Source organism: Pseudomonas sp. CH61, assembly GCF_059429415.1.
On the sequence record NZ_CM182098.1, the window covers coordinates 504,160 to 528,885 of the forward strand.

Here is a 24,726-nt window from a genome sequence, read left to right on the forward strand (position 1 = left end):
ATCCGGGGCGCCATCAGATACTGATGCGCGACAATTTGATATCGGGTTCCTGATTAACGCTCAGTTGCTCAACGATCGCATCCTGCAAACGGCTGCACAGCAACGGGTCGGACAACGGTTGGTTGTGGGCGTCGGTGATGAAGAACACGTCTTCCACCCGCTCGCCGAGTGTCGCGATCTTGGCGTTCTGCAGCGACAGGTCGAATTCGAGGAAAATCCCGCCGATCCGCGCCAGCAGGCCCGGCCGATCGGGCGCGGTCAATTCCAGCACGGTCACCGGACGCTGCGCATCGTTGTGAATGGTGACCTGCGGCGCAAAGGCGAAATGCTTGAGCTGGCGCGGCACCCGGCGCTGGATGATCGTCGGGTAATCGTCGGGATTGCGCAGGGCTTCGGTAAGGCCTTCGCGGATCTGCTTGACCCGCGCCGGGTTGTCGCCGATGGACTCGCCTTCGTTGTCGAGCACGATGTAGGTGTCGAGGGTGAACTGGCTGCTCGAGGTGATGACCCGGGCGTCGTGAATGTTCAGGTTGAGCTGATCCATCGCCGCCACGGTCACCGCGAAGAAGTCGTGTTGATCCGGTGCATAAATGAAGATCTGCGTGCCGCCCTCGAACTCGCGCTGGGTGGTTTCCTTGATCAGCACCAGCGGCCCGCCATCGACCGGTTGCTGGAGGATCGCATCGCTGTGCCAGGCCACGTCACCGGCGGTGTGGCGCAGGAAATAGTCATCGCCCAACTGCGCCCACAGTTGCTCGACATCGTCCGGATCGGTGCCGCCGCGCACCAGAATATCCAGCGCGGCGCTCTGGGTCTGGCGGATCTGCTCCTCGCGATCGACCGGGTTTTCCAGGCCGCGACGCAAGGCGCGTTTGGTCTCGGTGTAGAGCTGGCGCAACAGGCTGGCGCGCCAGGAATTCCACAGCGTCGGGTTGGTCGCGTTGATGTCGGCCACGGTCAGCACGTAGAGATAGTCGAGGCGGGTTTCATCGCCAACGGCCAGGGCAAAGTCGTGGATCACTTGCGGGTCGGACAAGTCCTTGCGCTGCGCGGTGGTCGACATCACCAGGTGGTTCTGCACCAGCCAGACGATCAGGCGGCTGTCCCACACCGGCAACTGGTGGCGCTGGCAGAACGCTTCAGCATCGACCGCGCCGATCTCCGAGTGATCGCCATGCCGGCCCTTGCCGATGTCGTGGTACAGGCCGGCCATGTAGATCAGTTCAGGCTTGGGCAGTTTGGCCATCAGCTTGGCGGCCAGCGGGAATTTCTCCGAGACCTGGGTGTACTGCAATTTGCGCAGGTGCTTGATCAGGTTCAGCGTGTGCGCATCGACCGTATAAATGTGGAACAGGTCGTGCTGCATCTGCCCGACGATAAAACCGAACTCCGGCAGATAGCGCCCGAGAATGCCGTAACGGTTCATCCGTCGCAGGTTGCGGTGAATGCCGATCTTGCACTTGAACAGCTCGATGAACAGGCTGGTGTTGCGAATATCGTTGCGGAAGTTGTCGTCGATCAGGTGACGGTGCTCGCGCAGCAGACGAATGGTGTCGGCGCGCACGCCTTTGATTTCCGGCTGCTGCGCCATCAGCACGAAGATTTCGAGCATGGCGAACGGCGTGCGGCGGAACACGTTGTCGTTGCGTGCCTCGATATAGCCGTCATGCAGTTGGAAGCGCGAGTTGATCGGCTGTGGCGGCGCTTCGTCTTCCGGCGCGAGGATGACTTCCTCGAAGTGCTGGATGATCAGGTCGCTGAGCTGGGCGATGCTCATGACCACGCGGAAATACTGCTGCATGAAGTTTTCGACGGCCTGTTTGGCGTCGTCACCTTCAAACCCGAGCAGCCCGGCAATAGTGCGTTGATGATCGAACAGCAAGCGGTCTTCGGAGCGACCGGCGAGCATGTGCAGGGCGTAGCGCACTTTCCAGAGGAATTCCTGGGAGGAGGCGAGCAGCGCGTTTTCACTCTCGACCAGGAAACCTTCGCCAGCGAGTGCGCGCAGGTTAAGGGTGCCGTACTGACGTCGTGCCACCCACAGAATCGTCTGAATATCCCGCAGGCCGCCGGGCGAGCCTTTGACGTTGGGTTCCAGGTTGTATTCGGTGTCGTTGTATTTGTGGTGGCGGGCCTTTTGTTCGGCACGCTTGGCGAGGAAGAACTCCTTGGCCGGCCACATGTGTGCGGTGCTGGTGACGTCGAGCATGCGCTGACGCAGGCGCTCGGGGCCGCAGATGGTGCGGCTTTCCATCAGGTTGGTGACCACTGTGAGGTCGGCGCGGGCTTCTTCGGCACATTCATCGACCGAGCGTACGCTTTGACCGACTTCCAGGCCGATATCCCACAGCAGCGTCAGAAAGCGCTCGATGGAGTCGCGGAAAACTTCGTGATCGGCGCTGTCCAGCAGGATCAGCAAATCGATGTCGGAATACGGGTGCAGTTCACCGCGACCATAACCGCCGACCGCGACCAGTGCGATGTCGGCGTCTTCGCTCCAGTTGAACTGCTCCCAGGCCTTTTGCAGGATGTTGTCGACGAACCAGGCACGGTCTTCGATCAGGCGGCGGATGTCGCGACCTTGGCGAAAACGCGTGTCGAGGACCTCGCGAGCCTGGCGGATCGCCTTCTTGAACGCCGCGATAGGACTCGCTTTGAGGGCCAGTTCAGCCTGGAACTGGCCGCGGTCGAAGAGTTCGGGATCCACCTGCGGCATCGATTGGCTTTCCTTCTATAAGGCTGGGAGCGTTGTCTGGATCAGGCCGAGATGCGCGGGATGGTGTCATCGGCGCGCAGGGTGAAGATCTCGTAGCCGGTGTCGGTCACCAGCAGGGTGTGTTCCCACTGCGCCGAGAGCTTGCGGTCCTTGGTGATCGCGGTCCAGCCATCGCCCAATACTTTGGTGTCGGCCTTGCCCTGGTTGATCATCGGCTCGATGGTGAAGGTCATCCCGGCCTTCAGTTCCATGCCAGTGCCGGCGCGGCCGTAGTGGAGGATCTGCGGCTCTTCGTGGAAAACCTTGCCGATGCCGTGACCGCAGAACTCGCGAACCACCGAGAAACCGTTCTTCTCGGCGTGCTTCTGGATCACTTCGCCGATGTCACCGAGGCGGCAGCCGGGTTTGACGATCTCGATCGCCTTGTACATGCATTCCTGGGTGATCTGCGACAGGCGTTCGGCCCAGACCGGTACTTCGCCGACGTGGAACATGCGGCTGGTGTCGCCGTGGTAACCGTCCTTGATCACGGTGACGTCGATGTTCAGGGTGTCGCCGTTTTTCAGCGGCTTGTCATTCGGAATGCCATGGCAGACCACGTGGTTGATCGAGGTGCAGATCGACTTCGGGTAGCCCTTGTAGTTGAGCGGGGCGGGGATGGCTTGCTGCACATTGACGATGTAGTCGTGGCAGATCTGGTTCAGCTCATCGGTGGTGACGCCCGGTTTGACATGTTCGGCAATCATTTCCAGCACATCGGCGGCCAGTTTGCCGGCGACGCGCATGCCAGCGATGTCCTCGGGGGTTTTGAGGTTGACGGTCATACAGGCTCTCTCTGCGCTCGGCGGCGCTTGCTGATACGAATAGGGTGGCAGGTGTGCGTTTTGCGACCCTGAAAAACGCGATTCTAACAGACGCACGGCGCAATTCAGCGCCCGCGTGCATCGCTTCTCTCTATACAATGGTGCGTTCGGGGCCGATTCCAAGGGGGCTGCGCCCATGTCCTTGGTGCGAATACAGATTCCGGGTTCCGTTTCTGCGCACCCTGTGGTATAAAATGCGCCGCTTTCCGGGGATACCCCGAAAAGCTTAAATCCACACACGTGTCGACACGATGACCTGGGTGCTTTTGGCTTTATGCCACTGGTTGGTCATTGGGATACGTGGAGGCCAAACCCGACTTATTAAGGAACTATCATGTCCCAAGTCAATATGCGCGATATGCTGAAGGCCGGTGTGCACTTCGGTCACCAAACCCGTTACTGGAATCCGAAAATGGGTAAGTACATTTTCGGCGCGCGTAACAAGATTCACATTATCAACCTTGAAAAAACCCTGCCAATGTTCAACGAAGCTCTGACTTTCGTAGAGCGTCTGGCCCAGGGCAAAAACAAGATTCTGTTCGTCGGCACCAAGCGTTCCGCTGGCAAGATCGTTGCTGAAGAAGCAGCACGTTGCGGTTCGCCGTACGTCGATCACCGCTGGTTGGGCGGCATGCTGACCAACTTCAAAACCATTCGTGCTTCCATCAAGCGTCTGCGTGACCTTGAAGTTCAAGCCGAAGACGGTACTTTCGCCAAGCTGACCAAGAAAGAAGCGCTGATGCGCTCCCGTGATCTTGAGAAGCTGGATCGTTCGTTGGGCGGCATCAAGGACATGGGCGGTCTGCCAGACGCACTGTTCGTGATCGACGTTGACCACGAGCGCATCGCGATCACCGAAGCCAACAAGCTGGGCATCCCGGTAATCGGCGTTGTCGACACCAACAGCAGCCCGGAAGGCGTTGACTACATCATCCCAGGCAACGATGACGCAATCCGCGCTATCCAGCTGTACATGGGTTCGATGGCTGACGCAGTAATCCGTGGTCGCAACAATGTTGCTGGCGGCACTGTAGAATTCGCAGCTGAAGAAACTCAGGCTGCAGCTGAGTAATTAACGCCCTGGCGTTGACTCAGTAAGCAAAAAGGGGGCTTGGCCCCCTTTTTGCCACCTCGAAAACCATTTGTTGGCGCCCACGGCACTGTTTGTAATGTGCGGCAGCTAACAAGGGTGGTTCGGGAAGAATTGAACGCCCGTTCGATCGGGTGGAATGGTTGAAAACCTATCCAAGAGGAATTTGAAAATGGCAGCAATTACTGCAGCGTTGGTTAAAGAACTGCGCGAGCGTACCGGCGAAGGCATGATGGACTGCAAGAAAGCCCTGGAAAAGGCTGACGGCGACATCGAAAAAGCCATTGATGACATGCGTGCTTCGGGCGCGATCAAGGCTGCGAAGAAGGCTGGCAACGTTGCCGCCGAAGGCGCAATCGCAATCAAGGACGACGGTAAAGCTGCCGTTATCCTGGAAGTGAACTCGCAGACCGACTTCCTGGCTCTGCAAGACGACTTCAAAAACTTCGTTGCTGCCAGCGTTGAAAAAGCTTTCGCTGACAAGCTGACCGACGCTGCTCCGCTGATCGCTTCGCAAGAAGCTGCTCGTGAAGCACTGGTTGCCAAAGTAGGCGAAAACGTCAACATCCGTCGTCTGACCCGTATCGAAGGTGACGTTGTAGGTTCGTACCTGCACGGCAACAAGATCGGTGTTGTTGTGGCTCTGAAAGGCGGTGACGTCGAGCTGGCCAAAGACATCGCGATGCACGTAGCTGCAAGCAACCCTGAGTTCCTGCTGCCTTCGCAAGTTTCGGACGAAGCGATCGAGCGTGAAAAAGCTGTGTTCCTGCAGCTGAACGAAGAGAAGATCAAAGGCAAGCCAGAAAACATTGTTGAGAACATGGTCAAAGGCCGTATCAGCAAGTTCCTGGCAGAAGCAAGCCTGGTTGAGCAGGCGTTCGTCAAGAACCCTGAAATCAAGGTTGGCGAGCTGGCCAAGAAAGGCGGCGCAGAAATCGTTTCCTTCACCTACTACAAAGTGGGCGACGGCATCGAGAAGCCAGTAGACAACTTCGCTGAAGAAGTTGCTGCTCAGCTGGCTGCCGCCAAGCAGTAAGACGGTTTTTCAACTGTCGCCGAAAGAGGCTGCCCGCTAACGCGCGCAGCCTCTTTTCAGATGGGGTTGCCAATTTTTTATTGGTTTCCACTTGGAACTGACTTACAAAGCCATGTTCCGATGGCGCTGAAGCAGCGCCAAGCTAGAGTGAACGCCAGCTGTAAACAGCTCGCAAAGAATTTTTAAATACGCCGCAGGAGAGATTCGCAATGGCTCAGCAGGGCAGTGGTTATCAGGCTCGCTATAAACGCATTCTACTCAAGCTTAGCGGCGAGGCCCTGATGGGCTCGGAAGAGTTCGGGATCGATCCAAAAGTGCTGGATCGCATGGCGCTGGAAGTCGGCCAGCTGGTCGGCATCGGTGTACAGGTCGGTCTGGTGATCGGTGGTGGCAACCTGTTCCGTGGCGAAGCCCTGAGCAAAGCCGGTATGGATCGGGTCACAGGCGACCACATGGGCATGCTGGCCACTGTGATGAACGCCCTGGCCATGCGCGATGCGCTGGAACGTGCCAATATCTCGGCCATCGTGATGTCGGCCATTTCCATGGTTGGCGTGACCGATCACTATGATCGCCGCAAAGCCATGCGCCACCTGAACTCCAAAGACGTCGTGATTTTCGCAGCCGGTACCGGCAACCCGTTCTTCACCACGGATTCGGCAGCCTGCCTGCGTGCAATCGAAATCGATGCCGACGTCGTGCTGAAAGCGACCAAGGTCGATGGCGTTTACACCGCTGACCCGTTCAAAGACCCGCATGCCGAGAAGTTCGATCATCTGACTTATGATGAAGTGCTGGATCGCAAGCTGGGTGTAATGGATCTGACCGCTATTTGCCTGTGCCGCGACCACAAGATGCCGCTGCGCGTATTCAACATGAACAAGCCCGGTGCCCTGCTGAACATCGTCCATGGCGGCGCTGAAGGCACCCTGATCGAGGAAGGTCAACAATGATCAACGAAATCAAAAAAGACGCTCAAGAGCGCATGCAAAAATCCCTGGACTCTCTGGCCCACGCATTCGGTCAGATTCGTACCGGCAAGGCTCACCCAAGCATTCTGGGTAGCGTGATGGTGCCGTACTACGGCGCAGACACCTCCATCACTCAAGTGGCGAACATCACCGTTAAGGACTCGCGTACCCTGCAAGTCGTTGCGTTCGAGCGCAACATGCTCGCCGCAGTCGACAAGGCAATCCAGAGCGCTGGCCTGAACCTCAACCCGACCAACCTGGGCGAGTTGTTGCTGATTTCCATGCCGGCCCTGACTGAAGAAACCCGCAAGGGCTTCACCAAGCAGGCGCGCAGTGCCGCCGAAGACGCGCGTGTTGCCGTGCGCAATATTCGTCGTGACGCCTTGGGCGAGCTGAAAAAACTGGTCAAGGACAAAGAAATCAGCGAAGACGAAGAGCGTCGTGCCGCTGCCGATATTCAGAAGCTCACCGACAAGGCCGAGGCTGATATCGACACGGCTACCAAGCAAAAAGAAGCGGATCTGATGGCCGTATAAGGTTCGAGCTTTTAATGGACAAGACCAAGCAGACTGCGCCGTCCGCGGTGCCGCGCCATGTCGCGATCATCATGGATGGCAACAATCGCTGGGCGAAAAAACGCTTTATGCCGGGTGTCGCCGGGCATAAAGCGGGCGTGGATGCTGTGCGTGCGGTAATTGAGGTGTGCGCCGAGGCCAAGGTCGAAGTGCTCACCCTGTTCGCGTTTTCCAGTGAGAACTGGCAGCGTCCGGCCGATGAGGTCAGTGCCTTGATGGACTTGTTCTTCAAGGCATTGCGTCGTGAGGCCAAGCGCCTCAACGACAACAACATCAGCCTGCGCATCATTGGCGATCGCTCGCGCTTTCATCCGGAGCTTCAGGCGGCAATGCGTGAAGCCGAGGCGATGACGGCGGGTGCCAACCGTTTCATCCTGCAGATCGCCGCCAATTACGGTGGCCAGTGGGATATCGCGCAAGCTGCACAGCGTCTGGCGCGTGAAGTTCAGGCCGGGCACCTGCGTCCGGAAGACATCACTCCTGATCTGCTGCAAACCTGTCTGGCGACCGGCGATCTGCCATTGCCTGACTTGTGCATTCGTACCGGTGGTGAGCACCGCATCAGCAACTTCTTGCTGTGGCAACTGGCTTACGCCGAGTTGTACTTCTCCGACCTGTTCTGGCCGGACTTCAAACACGATGCCATGCGCAATGCGCTGGCCGATTTCGCTTCGCGCCAGCGTCGCTTCGGTAAAACGAGCGAACAGGTCGAAGCTGGAGCCCGGGTTTAATGCTTAAACAACGAATCATCACTGCACTGATCCTGCTGCCGATCGCCTTGTGCGGGTTTTTCCTGCTGGAAGGCTCCGGTTTTGCCTTGTTTATCGGTCTGGTTGTGACTTTGGGTGCCTGGGAATGGGCGCGTCTGGCTGGCTTCACCGGGCAAGCGTTCCGCGTGGGTTTTGCCGCCGTGGTCGCGTTCATGTTGTTCATCATGTACATCCTGCCCGGGCTTGCCCCGTGGGTGCTGGGTGCGTCTGTATTGTGGTGGGCGGCGGCGACCTGGCTGGTGCTGACCTATCCGCGCTCCAGCGTGCATTGGTCGAGTGCGGCAACCAAACTGGTCATCGGCCTGCTGATTCTGCTGCCGGCCTGGCAAGGCCTGGTGCAAATCAAACAGTACCCGCTGGGTAACTGGCTGATCATGGCCGTGATGGTGCTGGTCTGGGGCGCCGATATCGGTGCCTACTTCTCTGGTCGCAAATTCGGCAAGCGCAAGCTGGCTCCGCAAGTCAGCCCAGGCAAGAGCTGGGAAGGTGTTTACGGTGGTCTGGCGCTGAGTTTGCTGATTACAGCGATTGTCGGTCTGGTGCGTGACTGGACCGTCGCCGAGCTGCTTAAGGGCTTGATCGGCGCTGCGCTGATCGTCTTTATCTCGGTTGTCGGCGATCTGACCGAAAGCATGTTCAAGCGTCAGTCCGGCATCAAGGACAGCAGTAATCTGCTGCCCGGTCATGGCGGCGTGCTTGATCGTATCGACAGTCTGACCGCGGCAATCCCGGTATTTGCCGTGCTGCTGTGGATGGCGGCACCGTGAGTCGTCCTCAACAGATTACCGTTCTCGGTGCGACGGGCTCGATCGGTCTGAGCACGCTGGATGTCATTGCTCGTCATCCTGAGCGTTATCAGGTCTTCGCGTTGAGTGGTTTCACGCGCCTCAGTGAGCTTTTTGCTTTGTGCGTGCGCCATGTGCCGCAATTTGCTGTGGTGCCCGAGGCCGCCGCCGCGCGTGGCTTGCAGGATGATTTGCGTGCCGCCGGTTTACCGACCCGTGTGCTGGTGGGGGAGGAGGGTCTGTGTCAGGTCGCTGCTGCTCCGGAAGTCGATGCGGTGATGGCGGCGATCGTCGGTGCGGCAGGTCTGCGCCCGACCCTGGCGGCCGTCGAGGCCGGCAAGAAGATACTCCTCGCTAATAAAGAGGCGCTGGTGATGTCCGGCGCCTTGTTCATGCAGGCGGTGCGCAAGAGCGGTTCGATACTGTTGCCGATCGATAGCGAACACAACGCGATTTTCCAGTGCATGCCACAGGATTTTGCCCGTGGATTGAGTTCGGTGGGTGTTCGTCGGATTTTACTCACAGCCTCTGGTGGCCCGTTCCGACAGACGCCGATGAGTGAGCTGGCGCATGTTTCACCTGATCAGGCGTGTGCACACCCGAACTGGTCCATGGGGCGCAAGATCTCGGTCGATTCGGCCAGCATGATGAATAAAGGTCTTGAGCTGATCGAGGCCTGTTGGCTGTTTGATGCACAACCTTCGCAGGTCGAGGTGGTGATTCATCCGCAGAGCGTGATTCACTCGCTGGTCGATTATGTCGACGGTTCGGTGCTGGCGCAGTTGGGCAATCCCGACATGCGTACACCGATCGCCAATGCCTTGGCCTGGCCGGAGCGCATTGATTCCGGTGTCGCACCGCTGGATCTGTTCGCCATCGCGCGGCTGGACTTCGAGGCGCCGGATGAAGAGCGCTTCCCTTGCCTGCGTCTGGCACGGCAAGCTGCCGAGGCTGGCGACAGTGCGCCAGCGATGCTCAATGCGGCCAACGAAGTGGCCGTGGCAGCGTTTCTCGACGGACGGGTCCGTTACCCGGAAATCGCGAGTATCATCGAGGAAGTCTTGGATCTCGAGCCGGTGGTTGCGCTGGCAGATCTCGAAGCCGTGTTTACGGCAGATGCCAAGGCACGAGTTCTGGCAGAACAGTGGTTGAAGCGTCACGATCGATAGAATTTGCAACACAATGGCTACACGCGGCACTGAACAGGATTGCGGAGAAAGTAGATGAGCGCGCTCTATATGATTGCCGGCACCCTGATCGCCTTGGGTGTGCTGGTCACCTTTCACGAATTCGGCCACTTCTGGGTCGCGCGTCGCTGTGGCGTCAAGGTTCTACGTTTCTCCGTAGGCTTCGGCATGCCGTTGCTGCGCTGGCACGACAAGCAAGGCACCGAGTTTGTGGTTGCCGCGATTCCGCTGGGCGGCTACGTCAAAATGCTCGACGAGCGTGAGGGTGAAGTTCCGGTTGATCAGCTAGATCAATCGTTCAACCGCAAATCCGTACGCCAGCGTATCGCCATTGTTGCGGCCGGGCCCATTGCCAACTTTCTGTTGGCGTTGGTGTTCTTCTGGGTATTGGCGATGCTCGGCAGCGAGCAGATTCGCCCGGTCATTGGTGCAGTTGAATCCGGCAGTATCGCCGCCAGTGCCGGTTTGAACGCTGGTCAGGAAATTGTTGCTGTCGATGGTGAGCCGACTACCGGTTGGGCCGCCGTCAATCTGCAATTGGTACGACGCCTTGGTGAAAGCGGTTCTCTGCAGTTGCTGGTGCGTGAGCAGGGCTCGTCGGCGGATACGCCTCGTGAGCTGAAGCTGGACAACTGGCTCAAAGGTGCAGATGAGCCGGATCCGATTCGTTCTCTGGGTATTCGTCCTTGGCGCCCGGCGTTGCCGCCGGTGTTGGCTGAGCTTGATCCGAAAGGCCCGGCCCAGGCGGCCGGCCTGAAGACTGGCGATCGCCTGTTGGCCCTCGACGGTCAGGCGCTGAATGACTGGCAGCAAGTGGTTGATACCGTTCGTACGCGTCCTGATACCAAAATCATGCTGCGTATCGAGCGTGACAGTGCTCAAATCGACGTCCCTGTAACCCTGGCAGCGCGCGGTGAAAGCAAATCGCCTAGCGGATATCTGGGTGCGGGCGTAAAAGCTGTCGACTGGCCACCGGAGATGATCCGCGAGGTCAGTTATGGCCCGTTGGCCGCGATTGGCGAGGGTGCCCGTCGCACTTGGACCATGAGCATTCTGACACTCGATTCACTGAAGAAAATGCTGTTCGGCGAGCTCTCGGTAAAAAACTTGAGTGGACCGATAACCATTGCTAAAGTGGCGGGCGCTTCTGCCCAGTCGGGCGTCGCTGATTTCCTGAATTTCCTTGCTTATCTGAGTATTAGCCTGGGAGTTCTGAATTTGCTGCCCATTCCTGTACTGGATGGGGGGCATTTGTTGTTTTATCTGATCGAGTGGGCGCGTGGTCGTCCCTTGTCGGATCGGGTGCAAGGTTGGGGGATACAGATCGGTATCAGTTTGGTGGTCGGGGTGATGTTGCTTGCTCTGGTCAACGATCTGGGTCGACTGTAACGCTTCGCTGAATTGCGAATCTGCCGCATTTTGCGGCAGTTTGTTTATTGCCAGTTGGAATAAGAAAGGACTTCATGAAACGTCTGCTGCTAACTGCGGTTCTCACCGTATTGATGATCGCCGAAGTTCACGCCGAGTCCTTCACTATCTCTGATATTCGCGTCAATGGCCTCCAGCGGGTCTCCGCGGGTAGCGTCTTTGGTGCCTTGCCGTTGAACGTCGGTGAGCAGGCGGATGATCGTCGCCTGGTGGAATCCACTCGTGCGTTGTTCAAAACCGGTTTCTTTCAAGATATCCAGCTGGGCCGCGAAGGCAACGTTCTGGTCATCACGGTCGTCGAGCGTCCGTCGGTCGCCAGTATCGAAATCGAAGGCAACAAGGCGATCTCGACTGAAGACCTGATGAAAGGTCTCAAGCAATCCGGTCTGGCCGAAGGCGAAATCTTCCAGCGTGCCACCCTCGAAGGTGTGCGTAACGAGCTGCAACGTCAGTACGTCGCGCAAGGTCGCTACTCGGCTACGGTCGATACCGAAGTGGTATCGCAACCGCGTAACCGTGTCGGCCTGAAAGTGAAGATCAACGAAGGCACCGTTGCGGCCATTCAGCACATCAACGTGGTGGGCAACACGGTTTTCCCTGAGGAAGACCTGACCGACCTGTTCGAACTGAAAACCACCAACTGGCTGTCGTTCTTCAAGAACGACGACAAGTACGCCCGTGAAAAACTGTCCGGTGACCTGGAGCGTCTGCGTTCCTACTACCTGGATCGTGGCTATATCAACATGGATATCGCTTCGACGCAGGTGTCGATCACCCCGGACAAGAAACACGTCTACATCACTGTCAACGTCACCGAAGGCGAGAAGTACACCGTTCGTGACGTCAAGCTCAGTGGTGATCTGAAAGTCCCTGAAGATCAGGTCAAGTCCCTGCTGCTGGTGCAGAAGGGGCAGGTGTTCTCGCGCAAACTGATGACCACCACGTCCGAGCTGATCACCCGTCGTCTGGGTAACGAGGGCTACACCTTCGCCAACGTCAACGGTGTTCCTCAGCCACACGATGACGATCACACTGTGGACATCCTGTTTGCTGTCGATCCGGGCAAGCGTGCCTACGTCAACCGCATCAACTTCCGTGGCAACACCAAGTCCGAAGACGAAGTGCTGCGTCGTGAAATGCGTCAGATGGAAGGTGGCTGGGCTTCGACTTACCTGATCGACCAGTCCAAGACCCGTCTTGAGCGTCTGGGCTTCTTTAAAGAAGTCAACGTCGAAACCCCGGCTGTTCCGGGTGTCGACGACCAGGTTGACGTGAACTACGCCGTTGAAGAACAGGCGTCCGGTTCGATTACCGCCAGTGTCGGTTTCGCCCAGAGCGCCGGTCTGATCCTCGGTGGTTCGATCACCCAGAACAACTTCCTTGGTACCGGTAACCGCGTCAGCATCGGTTTGACCCGCAGCGAATACCAGAGCCGCTACAACTTCGGCTACGTTGACCCGTACTGGACTGCCGATGGCGTGAGCCTGGGTTACAACGCGTTCTATCGCACCACTGACTACAAAGACCTCGACGTCGACGTAGCAAGCTATGCGGTAGACAGCCTGGGTGCCGGCGTGAACGTTGGCTACCCGATCAGCGAGACTTCGCGCCTGACCTTTGGTCTGTCCGCTCAGCAGGACACGATCAAGACCGGTACTTACACCGTTGACGAGATTTTCGACTTCGTTAACAAGGAAGGCGACAAGTACCTGAACTTCAAGGCTTCGGCCGGCTGGTCCGAATCGACCCTGAACAAAGGCGTGCTGCCGACCCGTGGTCGTTCGCAGAGCCTGACGCTGGAATCGACCATTCCAGGTAGCGATCTGTCTTTCTACAAACTCGATTACCGTGGTCAGTTGTTCCAGCCGATCAGCGAGAACTACACCCTGCGTCTGCACACCGAATTGGGTTATGGCGACGGTTATGGTTCGACTGACGGCTTGCCGTTCTATGAAAACTACTATGCTGGTGGTTTCAACTCGGTTCGTGGCTTCAAGGACAGCACCCTCGGCCCGCGCAGTACGCCGAGCCGTGGTACCAACCCGGGCACGCTGGCTGACCCGGACCAGGATCCACTGCCGTTCGGTGGTAACGTCCTGATCCAGGGTGGTGTCGAGGTTCTGTTCCCGCTGCCGTTCGTGAAAGATCAACGCTCCCTGCGTACCTCGGTATTCTGGGATGTGGGTAACGTATTTGACTCGCAGTGCAAGGACACTACCAATGCGAACGGCTCGACGTCGAACACCAAGTGTAACGACATCAGCCTGAGCAACATGGCCAGTTCCGTGGGTGTGGGCGTGACCTGGGTCACCGCACTGGGTCCTCTGAGCTTCGCGTTGGCCATGCCGATCAAGAAACCGGATGAGGCTGAAACTCAAGTGTTCCAATTCTCCCTCGGCCAGACGTTCTAAGTGTCTGACCCAAGATAACGACAATGGATTTTGTAGGAGTGCATCGTGCGTAAGTTGACTCAATTGGTTCTCCTGGCCTCCTTGATGGTGGCAGGCCCGGCATTTGCCGACATGAAAATTGCCGTTCTGAACTATCAGATGGCTTTGCTGGAATCCGACGCTGCGAAGAAATACGCCGTGGATGCCGAGAAGAAGTTCGGTCCGCAACTGACCAAGCTGAAAACGCTGGAAAGCAGCGCCAAGGGTATTCAGGATCGTCTGATGGCCGGTGGCGACAAAATGCAGCAAGGTGAGCGTGAGCGTCTGGAGCTGGAATTCAAGCAAAAGGCCCGCGACTTCCAGTTCCAGTCCAAAGAGCTGAACGAAGCCAAAGCTGTTGCCGACCGCGAAATGCTCAAGCAACTGAAGCCGAAGCTGGACAGCGCAGTGGAAGAAGTCATCAAGAAAGGTGGTTTTGACCTGGTGTTCGAGCGTGGCGCAGTCATCGATGTCAAACCTCAGTACGACATCACGCGCCAGGTAATCGAGCGCATGAATCAGCTGAAGTAACCCATGACCGTGACTATCAAGCTCGGCCAGTTGGCCGAGTTCCTCGGCGCCACCCTGCGTGGCGACCCTGAGACGAAAATTACTGGGCTAGCCACTTTGCAAGAGGCTGGCCCAGCTCAGTTGAGCTTTCTGGCAAACCCTCAATATCGCAAATATCTGGCCGGCTCGCAGGCAGCTGCATTGCTGCTCAAAGAAGCTGATGCCGAAGGTTTTGCCGGTAATGCGTTGGTGGTGCCGGATCCTTACCTGGCTTACGCGCGAATCTCGCATCTGTTCGATCCCAAGCCAAAAGCCACTGCGGGTATTCATCCGTCAGCGGTCATCGCGGCGGACGCGGTGGTTGATCCAACCGCCAGCATCGGCCCTTTTGTAGTGATCGAGGCCGGTGCGCGAATTGGTGCGCAAGTGACCTTGGGCGCGCATTGCGTTGTCGGTGCCCGCAGCGAAATCGGTGAAGGCGGCTGGCTTGCCCCGCGCGTGACGCTGTATCACGACGTGCGCATCGGCAAGCGTGTGGTGATTCAGTCCGGTGCCGTGCTCGGCGGTGAAGGCTTCGGCTTTGCCAACGAAAAAGGTATCTGGCAGAAAATCGCGCAGATCGGTGGCGTGACCATCGGCGACGATGTCGAGATTGGCGTGAATACCGCCATCGACCGCGGCGCTCTGGCCGATACCGTGATCGGCAATGGTGTGAAGCTCGACAACCAGATCCAGATCGCCCACAACGTTCAGGTTGGTGATCACACCGCCATGGCGGCGTGCGTCGGGATCTCCGGCAGCACCAAAATCGGCAAGCACTGCATGCTCGCTGGCGGTGTTGGCCTGGTCGGCCACATTGATATTTGCGACAACGTTTTCCTGACCGGGATGACCATGGTGACCCACTCGATTACCGAGCCAGGCGCCTATTCTTCCGGCACAGCCATGCAACCGGCGGCCGAATGGCGCAAAAGCGCGGCCCGCATCCGTCAGCTCGATGACATCGCGCGACGGTTGAAACAGCTGGAAAAGCGCGTAGGGGAAGTGACCCCTGACGGCAATGCTTCATCAGATGGCTGATACCATTTCCATATCAAGTGTGCACAGCCTCTAGACTGCCTCCTTGATTTGCTAGAGGAGTGCGCGTCAGTCGCGCTCCCAATCTTTACATAGGCTTCCCCCCGAAATGATGGACATCAACGAGATTCGCGAATACCTGCCTCACCGTTACCCGTTCCTGCTGGTGGACCGGGTGGTGGAACTGGACACTGAAGGCAAGCGCATTCGCGCCTACAAGAATGTCAGCATCAATGAACCGTTCTTCAATGGTCACTTCCCGGCGCATCCAATCATGCCGGGCGTACTGATCATCGAAGCGATGGCTCAGGCTGCCGGGATCCTCGGTTTCAAAATGCTCGATGTGAAGCCTGCCGATGGCACGCTTTATTACTTCGTCGGTTCCGACAAGCTGCGCTTCCGCCAGCCGGTGTTGCCGGGCGATCAACTGATTCTTGAAGCCAAGTTCATCAGCTGCAAGCGTCAGATCTGGAAGTTCGAATGCCAGGCTTCGGTCGATGGCAAGCCGGTCTGCTCGGCTGAAATCATCTGCGCGGAACGCAAGCTATGAGTTTGATTGACCCTCGCGCAATCATCGATCCATCGGCCGTCCTGGCTGATGGCGTCGAGGTCGGCCCGTGGTCGATCATCGGCGCAGGTGTGGAAATCGGCGAGGGTACCGTGATCGGGCCGCATGTAATCCTCAAAGGCCCGACCCGCATCGGCAAGCACAATCGCATCTACCAGTTTTCCTCGGTAGGCGAAGACACGCCCGATCTGAAATACAAAGGCGAAGAAACCCGTCTGGTGATCGGTGACCACAACGTCATCCGCGAAGGCGTGACGATCCACCGTGGCACCGTTCAGGACCGTTCGGAAACCACGCTGGGCGATCACAACCTGATCATGGCCTATGCCCATATCGGTCACGACAGCGTCATCGGCAACCACTGCATTCTGGTCAACAACACCGCGTTGGCCGGCCATGTGCACGTGGATGACTGGGCGATTCTCTCCGGGTTCACCCTGGTTCACCAGTATTGCCATATCGGCGCCCACAGCTTTTCCGGCATGGGCACCGCCATCGGCAAGGACGTTCCGGCGTTCGTCACCGTGTTCGGCAACCCTGCCGAAGCACGCAGCATGAACTTCGAAGGCATGCGCCGTCGCGGTTTCAGCGAGGACGCGATCCACACCCTGCGTCGCGCTTACAAAACCGTCTATCGCCAAGGCCTTACGGTTGAACAGGCATTGGCCGAGTTGGCCGAGCCTGCTGCGCAGTTCCCGGAAGTCGCGATATTCCGTGACTCCATTCAGTCGTCGACTCGCGGCATCACTCGCTGATCATGGCCAATCTGCGTATTGCGCTGGTGGCGGGTGAAGCTTCCGGTGACATTCTCGGCGCCGGCCTCATGCGCGCGCTCAAGGCACAGCATCCGGCGGTCGAGTTCATCGGCGTCGGCGGCCCGTTGATGCAGGCCGAAGGGCTGACGTCCTACTTTCCCATGGAGCGCTTGTCGGTCATGGGCCTGGTGGAAGTCCTCGGCCGTTTGCGTGAATTGCTCAAGCGCCGCAAGGACCTGATCGCCACGCTCATCGCCGAGAAGCCCGACGCGTTCATCGGTATCGACGCGCCGGACTTCAATCTCAACATTGAATTGAAGCTGCGTCAGGCCGGGATCAAAACCGTGCATTACGTCAGCCCTTCGGTGTGGGCGTGGCGGCAGAAGCGTGTGCTGAAGATCCGCGAAGGCTGTGACCTGATGCTGACGCTGCTGCCGTTCGAAGCAAAATTTTACGAAGAGAAGGGCGTGCCAGTGCGGTTCGTCGGTCACACCCTGGCCGATACCATTCCATTGGAGGCCGATCGTGCTGCGGCCCGTGCCGAGCTGGGCCTGCCCGACGGCCCGCTGGTGGCGTTGATGCCCGGCAGTCGCGGCGGCGAAGTGTCTCGACTGGGTGCGCTGTTCCTTGATACTGCCGAACGCCTGCGTGCGTTGCGCCCGGGTTTGCGCTTTGTCATCCCGTGCGCCAACCCGGAGCGCCGTGCGCAGCTTGAAGAGCTACTCGCCGGACGTGATCTGCCGGTGACCCTGCTCGATGGCAAATCGCATCTGGCCTTGGCGGCGTGCAATGCGGTGTTGATCGCCTCCGGCACGGCCACATTGGAAGCGCTGCTGTACAAGCGGCCGATGGTGGTGGCGTACCGCTTGGCACCGCTGACGTTCTGGATTCTCAAGCGCATGGTCAAGAGCCCGTACGTGTCCTTGCCGAACCTGCTGGCCCAGCGTCTGCTGGTCCCGGAATTGTTGCAGGATGATGCAACGGTCGAAGCACTGGCGCAGACCCTGTCGCCATTGATCGAAGGTGGCGAAGAACAGACGCGCGGCTTTGATGAGATTCACCGCACATTGCGGCTGGACGCCTCCAATCAGGCGGCGGACGCCGTCCTTAACCTGATCGGTCAGACACGATGAGCAAGACAAGCATGCAGATGGGCCTGGATTTCACCTTGGTCGCCGAAGTTGAAGAACTGGTGGCCGGCGTTGATGAAGTCGGTCGTGGCCCTTTGTGCGGTGCGGTGGTGACGGCGGCGGTGATCCTCGATCCGAACCGGCCGATCCTCGGTCTCAACGACTCGAAGAAACTCACCGAAGCCAAGCGCGAAAAGCTCTACGACGAAATCATCGAGAAGTCCCTGAGCTGGTGCATTGCCCGCGCCGAAGTCGAAGAAATCGACGAGCTGAACATTTTGCACGCAACCATGTTGGCCATGCAGCGCGCGGTGGCCGGCCTGCACATTCAGCCGAAGCTGGCGATGATCGACGGCAACCGCTGCCCGCAACTGCCGATGCGCGCCGAAGCGGTCGTGCAGGGCGACGGCAAGGTCCCGGCTATCGCTGCGGCGTCGATTCTGGCTAAAGTCAGTCGCGACCGTGAAATGGCTGCGTTCGAATTGATCTACCCGGGTTACGGCATCGGTGGTCACAAAGGCTATCCGACGCCCGTCCATCTGGAAGCGTTGGTGCGGCTTGGCCCGACGCCGATTCATCGGCGCTCGTTCGCTCCGGTGCGTCAGGCTTATGAAGCGCTGGAAGGTCTGACGCAGGTTTAGTCGCAAGGCTGATGTTTTGTTCGAGGCCCGGTACAATCCGGGCCTTGTTGTCTCTATGTAACTGGACAGGATCACTATGCCGGCTTCATTCGTTCATCTACGCCTGCACACTGAATACTCCCTGGTCGACGGGCTGGTACGGATCAAGCCGCTGGTCAAGGCGCTGACGGCCATGAACATGCCGGCGGTCGCGGTCACCGACCAGAACAACATGTGTTCTCTGGTCAAATTCTATAAAAACACCATGGGCGCAGGCATCAAGCCGATTTGCGGCGCCGACCTGTGGCTGTCGAACAAAGACCCGGACGCACCGCTGAGCCGGCTCAGCCTGTTGGTGATGAACGCCAAGGGCTATCGCAACCTCACCGAGTTGATCTCGCGCGGTTTCATCGAAGGTCAGCGCAACGGCATGATCATTGTCGAGCGTGAGTGGGTTGCTGAAGCCAACGAAGGCCTGATCATGCTGTCCGCCGCCAAAGAAGGCGAGATCGGCATGGCCATGATCGGCGGCAACCCGGCCGAAGCCGAAGTGCTGGCGCGTGAATGGATGGCGGTGTTCCCGGATCGTTTCTATCTGGAAATCCAGCGCACCAATCGTCCCAACGATGAAGAACAACTGCACGGTGCCGTCGCCCTCGCCGACAAACTCGGCGCGCCGCTGGTGGCGACCAACGATGTGCGCTTCATCAAGCAGGAAGACTTCGCCGCCCACGAAACCCGCGTCTGCATCGGTGAGGGCCGCGCCCTCGACGATCCGCGGCGTTCGAAGAATTACAGCGATCAGCAATACCTGAAAAGCGCCGAGGAGATGATCGAGCTGTTCAGCGATATTCCCGACGCCATCGAAAACACCGTCGAGATTGCCAAGCGCTGCAACATCGAAGTCAAACTGGGCACGCACTTTTTGCCCAACTTCCCGATTCCCGATGGCATGACCATCGATGAATATTTCCGCAAAGTCTCCTTCGACGGTCTCGAAGAACGCTTGTCGGTGCTGCTACCCAAAGACACCACCGAAGACTACGAAGCCAAGCGTCAGGTCTATGTCGACCGCTTGAATTTCGAGCTGGATATCATCATCCAGATGGGCTTCCCCGGTTACTTCCTGATCGTGATGGACTTTATCCAGTGGGCCAAGAACAACGGCGTACCGGTAGGTCCCGGCCGTGGGTCGGGTGCCGGATCGCTGGTGGCCTACGTGCAGAAGATCACCGACCTCGACCCGCTGGAATACGACCTGCTGTTCGAACGTTTCCTTAACCCGGAACGGGTCTCGATGCCCGACTTCGACGTCGACTTCTGCATGGACGGTCGTGACCGCGTGATCGACTACGTGGCCGAGAAGTACGGCCGCAACGCGGTCAGCCAGATCATCACCTTCGGTTCCATGGCCGCCAAGGCTGTGGTGCGCGACGTGGCGCGGGTGCAGGGCAAGTCCTATGGCCTGGCGGATCGTCTGTCGAAGATGATTCCGTTTGAAGTCGGCATGACCCTGGAAAAAGCCTACGAGCAGGAAGAGATCCTCCGTGACTTCATCAAAGTTGATGAAGAGGCTGCGGAAATCTGGGAGATGGCGCGCAAGCTCGAAGGCGTGGTGCGTAACGTCGGTAAACACGCCGGTGGTGTGGTAATCGCGCCGACCAAGCTGACTGACTTTTCGCCGATCTATTGCGACGAGGCCGGTGACGGTCTGGTAACCCAGTTCGACAAGGACGACGTTGAAGCCGCCGGTCTGGTGAAGTTCGACTTCCTCGGTCTGCGCACGCTGACGGTGATCGACTGGGCGCTGAAAACCATCAACCGCGACCGCGCCAAGGTCAACGAGCCGCCGTTGGACATTGCGTTCATCCCGCTCGACGACAAGCCTACGTATACGTTGTTGCAAAAAGCTGAAACCACAGCGGTGTTCCAGCTTGAGTCCCGAGGTATGAAAGAGCTGATCAAAAAGCTCAAGCCCGACTGCCTGGAAGACTTGATCGCACTGGTGGCCCTGTTCCGTCCGGGCCCACTTCAATCGGGCATGGTTGACGACTTTATCAACCGTAAGCACGGTCGCGCCGAGCTGGCGTATCCGCACTCCGATTACCAATACGAAGGCCTCAAGCCTGTGTTGGCGCCGACTTACGGCATCATCCTGTATCAGGAACAGGTGATGCAGATTGCCCAGGTCATGGCCGGTTACACACTAGGTGGTGCGGACATGCTCCGTCGCGCCATGGGTAAGAAAAAGCCCGAAGAAATGGCCAAGCAGCGCGGCGGCTTCATTGAAGGTTGCAAGACCAACAATATTGACGCTGATCTCGCGGGTAACATTTTTGACCTGGTGGAAAAATTCGCCGGTTACGGTTTCAACAAGTCTCACTCCGCCGCTTATGGTCTGGTTTCCTATCAGACCGCTTGGCTGAAAACGCACTACCCGGCGCCGTTCATGGCTGCGGTACTGTCGGCGGATATGCACAACACCGACAAGGTCGTGACCTTGATCGAAGAAATTCGCACCATGAAGCTGCGCCTCGACGCGCCGGATGTGAATACTTCGGAGTTCAAGTTCACGGTGAACGATGAGGGCCGGATCATTTATGGCCTGGGCGCGATCAAAGGCGTAGGCGAGGGGCCGGTTGAGGCGATCACTGAGGCGCGTCTGGCGGGGCCATTCAAGGACCTGTTCGATTTCTGCGCCCGGGTCGACCTCAAACGCATCAACAAACGCACGCTCGACGGCTTGATTCGCAGCGGCGCTCTGGATCGCCTTGGTCCGTACTTCCACGATGAGCAAAAAGCCTACCAGGCCAACATCGACCGCAACCGCGCGGTGCTGCTGACGGCCATGGAAGAGGCGATCAAGGCCGCCGAACAAACTGCACGCACTCAGGACAGCGGGCACTCGGACCTGTTCGGTGGACTGTTCGTCGAAGAAGACGCTGACGTTTACGCCAACCATCGCAAGGCCAAGGAGTTGACGCTCAAGGAGCGGCTCAAAGGAGAGAAAGATACCCTGGGCCTGTACCTGACCGGTCACCCGATTGATGAATACGAAGGTGAAATCCGTCGTTTCGCCCGCCAGCGCATCATTGATCTGAAACCGGCGCGTGATACCCAGACCGTCGCGGGCATGATCATTGCGCTGCGGGTCATGAAGAACAAGAAGGGCGACAAGATGGGGTTCATCACCCTGGATGACCGCTCTGGACGCATCGAGGCCTCGCTGTTTTCCGAGTCGTTCCATGCGGCGCAGTCGTTGTTGCAGACTGACGCGATGGTGGTCGTCGAAGGCGAGGTCAGCAATGACGACTTCTCCGGGGGGCTGAAGCTGCGGGTCAAGCGCGTGATGAGCATGGAAGACGCCCGGACCAACCTGGCCGAAAGCCTGCGTCTGAAGCTTCAGACTCAGGACTTGAAAGGCGATCAGCTACGCTGGTTGGGCGATCTGCTCAAGCGTCACCGCGGCGCTTGCCCGATCACCATGGAGTACACCAGTCCGGATGCGAAGACCTTGCTGCAGTTTGGCGAGACCTGGCGAATCGACCCGGCGGATGCCTTGATTCAGGCTCTGCGTGACCAGTTCGGGCGAGACAACGTCTTCCTCCAATACCGTTGACCGGCAAGTGCCATCATGGCGCTTGCCCGCAACCTGAATTTTTAATCTCGACCTCAGCGCGCCTCTCCCTTAAGGTAGGGCGCGAATAGACAACCGGCCGGCCCAAGCTCATTTGGGACACGACCCAAGACGGACGCCTATGAACCCGAATTTTCTAGATTTCGAACAGCCGATCGCCGACCTGCAAGCCAAGATCGAAGAGTTGCGCTTGGTCGGTAATGACAATTCGCTGAATATCGGCGATGAGATCTCCCGCCTGCAGGACAAAAGCAAAACGCTGACCGAAGACATCTTCGGCAAGCTGACCAGCTGGCAGATCGCACGCCTGGCGCGTCACCCGAAACGCCCGTACACCCTCGACTATATCGAGCACATCTTCACCGAGTTCGACGAACTGCACGGCGACCGTCACTTCTCTGACGACGCGGCAATCGTTGGCGGTATCGCCCGTCTGGAAGACCAGCCGGTGATGATCATCGGTCACCAGAAAGGCCGTGAAGTCCGTGAGAAGGTGCGCCGCAACTTCGGCATGCCGCGTCCGGAAGGCTACCGCAAGGCTTGCCGTCTGATGGAGATGGCCGAGCGTTTCAAAATGCCGATCCTGACCTTCATCGATACCCCGGGCGCCTATCCTGGTATCGACGCTGAAGAGCGTAACCAGAGCGAAGCGATTGCCTGGAACCTGCGTGTGATGTCGCGTCTGAAGACCCCGATCATTGCCACCGTTATCGGTGAAGGTGGTTCCGGCGGTGCACTGGCGATTGGTGTCTGCGATCAGCTGAACATGCTGCAATACTCGACCTACGCGGTGATCTCGCCGGAAGGTTGCGCTTCGATTCTGTGGAAAACCGCTGAAAAGGCGCCGGATGCTGCTGAAGCGATGGGTATCACCGCTGAGCGTCTGAAAGGCCTGGGCATTGTCGACAAGGTGATTGGCGAGCCTCTGGGCGGCGCGCACCGTGATCCGGCTGCCGCCGCTGCATCGATCCGTGCCGAGCTGAGCTCGCAACTGGCGATGCTGAAGAAGTTCGATAACGAAGCGCTGTTGAAGCGTCGTTATGATCGACTGATGAGCTACGGTCTCTAAGTCGAACGCAATACCTCTGTAGGAGTGAGCCTGCTCGCGATGAGGGCGTAACATTCAACCAATGTGTTGGCTGTCACACCGCTATCGCGAGCAGGCTCACTCCTACATTTGTTTTGGGGCAAAGAGTTAGATATGGGTCAGTCCATGATTGATTTGCCTTCCCGGCTTCTGCGCAACCTTGAGCCTTGGCGCAATGCCGCTCATTGGCGCATTGCCTTCTCTGGTGGTCTCGATTCCACCGTCCTGCTGCATCTGCTCGCCGATCTCGCAAAAACCGAATCTCTCCCCCCGTTAAGCGCTGTTCATATCCATCACGGTCTTCAGGCTGCGGCTGATGCGTGGCCACAACACTGCCAGTCTGTCTGTGATGCGCTGGGGGTGCCGTTGCTGATTGAGCGGGTGAAGGTGCAGCCGGGTGCGAGTCTGGAGCGAGCGGCGCGGGATGCGCGGTACGCCGTGTTCGGTTCACTGACGCAAGCCAATGATCTGTTGCTGACAGGTCAGCATCGCGATGATCAGGCGGAAACGCTGTTGTTTCGACTCATGCGTGGTGCGGGTGTGCGCGGATTGGCGGGGATACCTGCACAGCGGCCAGTGGGGCAGGGCATGCTGATTCGCCCGTTGCTGGACGTCTCTCGTTCCGAACTGGAGGCGTATGCGCAGGCTCATCAATTGCGCTGGATTGAGGACCCGTCGAATCAGGATCGACAGTTTTCGCGCAATTACCTGCGGCATCAGGTCATGCCGTTGCTGACCGAGCGCTGGCCGCAAGCGCAGGCGAGCATGGTCCGCAGCGCCGCGCATCTGCGTGAGGCCAAGGGACTGCTTGATGAGTTGGCGCAGATCGATCTGACAACCGCCGCCACCGCGCATGATTTCGAATGGCTGGGGCTGCCTTCGCTGGAACTGGCGCCGCTGGCTGCGCTGTCTGCTGCGCGTCAACGAAATGTAATCAGCCATTGGCTCGAACCGCTGACCCGTTTGCCCGACACTGACCATTGGTCGGGTTGGACCGATCTCTGCGAAGCCGGCCACGACGCTTCACCCGTTTGGCGCCTGGCCGACGGTGAGTTGCACCGAAGCGCCGGTCGTGTGTGGTGGCTCAGCGGTGACTGGCTGCGTTCACCAGTGATCGGGTGCGAGTGGCAGAGCCCGGCGTCAGCGCTACGCTTGGCCGATAACGGACGTGTCATGCTCAGCGGGCAGACTCCTTCCGTGCCGCTGCGCATTGCCTATCGTCAGGGCGGCGAAGTCATGCAGGTCGCGGATCGCGGTCACCGTGATCTCAAGCGCCTGCTCAATGAGCGCGCGGTGCCGGGCTTCGTCCGTGGCAGATTGCCGCTGCTGTTTCGCGGCGATGAATTGCTCGCGGTGGCGAACCTGCCGGGGCTTGATGGCAATGAGCTGGACGGCTGGAAATTGCATTGGCAGCCAACAGACGAAGATCAAGGTTTGAGCTGAAAGGAGCATTCCGGTAGACTACGCTCCCTTCTTGATACAACTTCTGTGG

General features: G+C 58.4%; 20 protein-coding genes. 18 read left to right on the forward strand and 2 right to left on the reverse strand.

Annotation, left to right across the window (positions count from 1 at the left end; translation table 11 throughout):
* Positions 1 to 13: 13 nt before the first annotated feature.
* The gene (locus tag AC5SEM_RS02195; RefSeq protein WP_123594889.1) at positions 14 to 2,716 is read right to left on the reverse strand and encodes a [protein-PII] uridylyltransferase; all 2,703 of its coding nucleotides are present in this window, start codon (positions 2,714 to 2,716) and stop codon (positions 14 to 16) included.
* 41 nt (positions 2,717 to 2,757) lie between these two features.
* Positions 2,758 to 3,540, reverse strand: coding sequence for a type I methionyl aminopeptidase (gene map, locus AC5SEM_RS02200; RefSeq protein WP_016985097.1), 783 nt, complete (start codon positions 3,538 to 3,540; stop codon positions 2,758 to 2,760).
* A 373-nt stretch (positions 3,541 to 3,913) separates the two neighbouring features.
* On the opposite strand from map, the gene rpsB reads away from it, so the two are divergent.
* The 18 genes from rpsB to tilS all read left to right on the forward strand — a co-directional run bounded on the left by rpsB (position 3,914) and on the right by tilS (position 24,677).
* The gene (gene rpsB, locus AC5SEM_RS02205) at positions 3,914 to 4,651 is read left to right on the forward strand and encodes a 30S ribosomal protein S2 (protein WP_003222119.1); all 738 of its coding nucleotides are present in this window, start codon (positions 3,914 to 3,916) and stop codon (positions 4,649 to 4,651) included.
* A 190-nt stretch (positions 4,652 to 4,841) separates the two neighbouring features.
* Positions 4,842 to 5,705 carry a translation elongation factor Ts gene (tsf, locus tag AC5SEM_RS02210; protein WP_077571318.1) on the forward strand — a complete coding sequence of 288 codons (864 nt, stop codon included), beginning with the start codon at positions 4,842 to 4,844 and terminating at the stop codon, positions 5,703 to 5,705.
* A 209-nt stretch (positions 5,706 to 5,914) separates the two neighbouring features.
* Positions 5,915 to 6,658, forward strand: a complete 744-nt coding sequence (gene pyrH, locus AC5SEM_RS02215) for a UMP kinase (protein ID WP_003222124.1) — start codon at positions 5,915 to 5,917, stop codon at positions 6,656 to 6,658.
* Positions 6,655 to 7,212 (forward strand): ribosome recycling factor, encoded by a 558-nt coding sequence (frr, locus tag AC5SEM_RS02220; RefSeq protein ID WP_007908855.1) that lies wholly within the window; start codon positions 6,655 to 6,657, stop codon positions 7,210 to 7,212. Before pyrH ends, frr begins: the two co-directional genes overlap by 4 nt.
* Positions 7,213 to 7,226: 14 nt before the next feature.
* The gene (gene uppS / locus AC5SEM_RS02225; protein ID WP_007908854.1) at positions 7,227 to 7,982 is read left to right on the forward strand and encodes a polyprenyl diphosphate synthase; all 756 of its coding nucleotides are present in this window, start codon (positions 7,227 to 7,229) and stop codon (positions 7,980 to 7,982) included.
* Positions 7,982 to 8,788, forward strand: a complete 807-nt coding sequence (locus AC5SEM_RS02230; protein WP_038357900.1) for a phosphatidate cytidylyltransferase — start codon at positions 7,982 to 7,984, stop codon at positions 8,786 to 8,788. The genes uppS and AC5SEM_RS02230 overlap by 1 nt, the downstream gene beginning before the upstream one ends.
* The gene (gene ispC, locus AC5SEM_RS02235; RefSeq protein WP_495472087.1) at positions 8,785 to 9,975 is read left to right on the forward strand and encodes a 1-deoxy-D-xylulose-5-phosphate reductoisomerase; all 1,191 of its coding nucleotides are present in this window, start codon (positions 8,785 to 8,787) and stop codon (positions 9,973 to 9,975) included. Before AC5SEM_RS02230 ends, ispC begins: the two co-directional genes overlap by 4 nt.
* Positions 9,976 to 10,029: 54 nt before the next feature.
* The gene (gene rseP, locus AC5SEM_RS02240) at positions 10,030 to 11,382 is read left to right on the forward strand and encodes a sigma E protease regulator RseP (protein WP_116028746.1); all 1,353 of its coding nucleotides are present in this window, start codon (positions 10,030 to 10,032) and stop codon (positions 11,380 to 11,382) included.
* A 74-nt stretch (positions 11,383 to 11,456) separates the two neighbouring features.
* On the forward strand, positions 11,457 to 13,832 hold the full coding sequence (bamA, locus tag AC5SEM_RS02245) for an outer membrane protein assembly factor BamA (RefSeq protein WP_495472088.1): 2,376 nt from the start codon (positions 11,457 to 11,459) through the stop codon (positions 13,830 to 13,832).
* Between the two features lie 45 nt (positions 13,833 to 13,877).
* Positions 13,878 to 14,381, forward strand: a complete 504-nt coding sequence (locus tag AC5SEM_RS02250; protein ID WP_007908849.1) for an OmpH/Skp family outer membrane protein — start codon at positions 13,878 to 13,880, stop codon at positions 14,379 to 14,381.
* Between the two features lie 3 nt (positions 14,382 to 14,384).
* On the forward strand, positions 14,385 to 15,440 hold the full coding sequence (lpxD, locus tag AC5SEM_RS02255) for a UDP-3-O-(3-hydroxymyristoyl)glucosamine N-acyltransferase (RefSeq protein ID WP_077571322.1): 1,056 nt from the start codon (positions 14,385 to 14,387) through the stop codon (positions 15,438 to 15,440).
* A 106-nt stretch (positions 15,441 to 15,546) separates the two neighbouring features.
* Positions 15,547 to 15,987 (forward strand): 3-hydroxyacyl-ACP dehydratase FabZ, encoded by a 441-nt coding sequence (gene fabZ, locus AC5SEM_RS02260; RefSeq protein WP_003222142.1) that lies wholly within the window; start codon positions 15,547 to 15,549, stop codon positions 15,985 to 15,987.
* On the forward strand, positions 15,984 to 16,760 hold the full coding sequence (gene lpxA / locus AC5SEM_RS02265) for an acyl-ACP--UDP-N-acetylglucosamine O-acyltransferase (protein WP_007908847.1): 777 nt from the start codon (positions 15,984 to 15,986) through the stop codon (positions 16,758 to 16,760). Before fabZ ends, lpxA begins: the two co-directional genes overlap by 4 nt.
* A gap of 2 nt (positions 16,761 to 16,762) precedes the next feature.
* The gene (gene lpxB, locus AC5SEM_RS02270; protein WP_077571323.1) at positions 16,763 to 17,893 is read left to right on the forward strand and encodes a lipid-A-disaccharide synthase; all 1,131 of its coding nucleotides are present in this window, start codon (positions 16,763 to 16,765) and stop codon (positions 17,891 to 17,893) included.
* 11 nt (positions 17,894 to 17,904) lie between these two features.
* On the forward strand, positions 17,905 to 18,531 hold the full coding sequence (gene rnhB, locus AC5SEM_RS02275; protein ID WP_007908845.1) for a ribonuclease HII: 627 nt from the start codon (positions 17,905 to 17,907) through the stop codon (positions 18,529 to 18,531).
* 76 nt (positions 18,532 to 18,607) lie between these two features.
* Positions 18,608 to 22,129, forward strand: a complete 3,522-nt coding sequence (gene dnaE, locus AC5SEM_RS02280) for a DNA polymerase III subunit alpha (protein ID WP_077571324.1) — start codon at positions 18,608 to 18,610, stop codon at positions 22,127 to 22,129.
* 139 nt (positions 22,130 to 22,268) lie between these two features.
* The gene (locus AC5SEM_RS02285) at positions 22,269 to 23,216 is read left to right on the forward strand and encodes an acetyl-CoA carboxylase carboxyltransferase subunit alpha (protein WP_038357918.1); all 948 of its coding nucleotides are present in this window, start codon (positions 22,269 to 22,271) and stop codon (positions 23,214 to 23,216) included.
* A 132-nt stretch (positions 23,217 to 23,348) separates the two neighbouring features.
* A complete protein-coding gene (tilS, locus tag AC5SEM_RS02290) occupies positions 23,349 to 24,677 on the forward strand; it encodes a tRNA lysidine(34) synthetase TilS (RefSeq protein ID WP_495472089.1) in 1,329 nt (442 codons plus the stop codon).
* Positions 24,678 to 24,726: the final 49 nt, after the last annotated feature.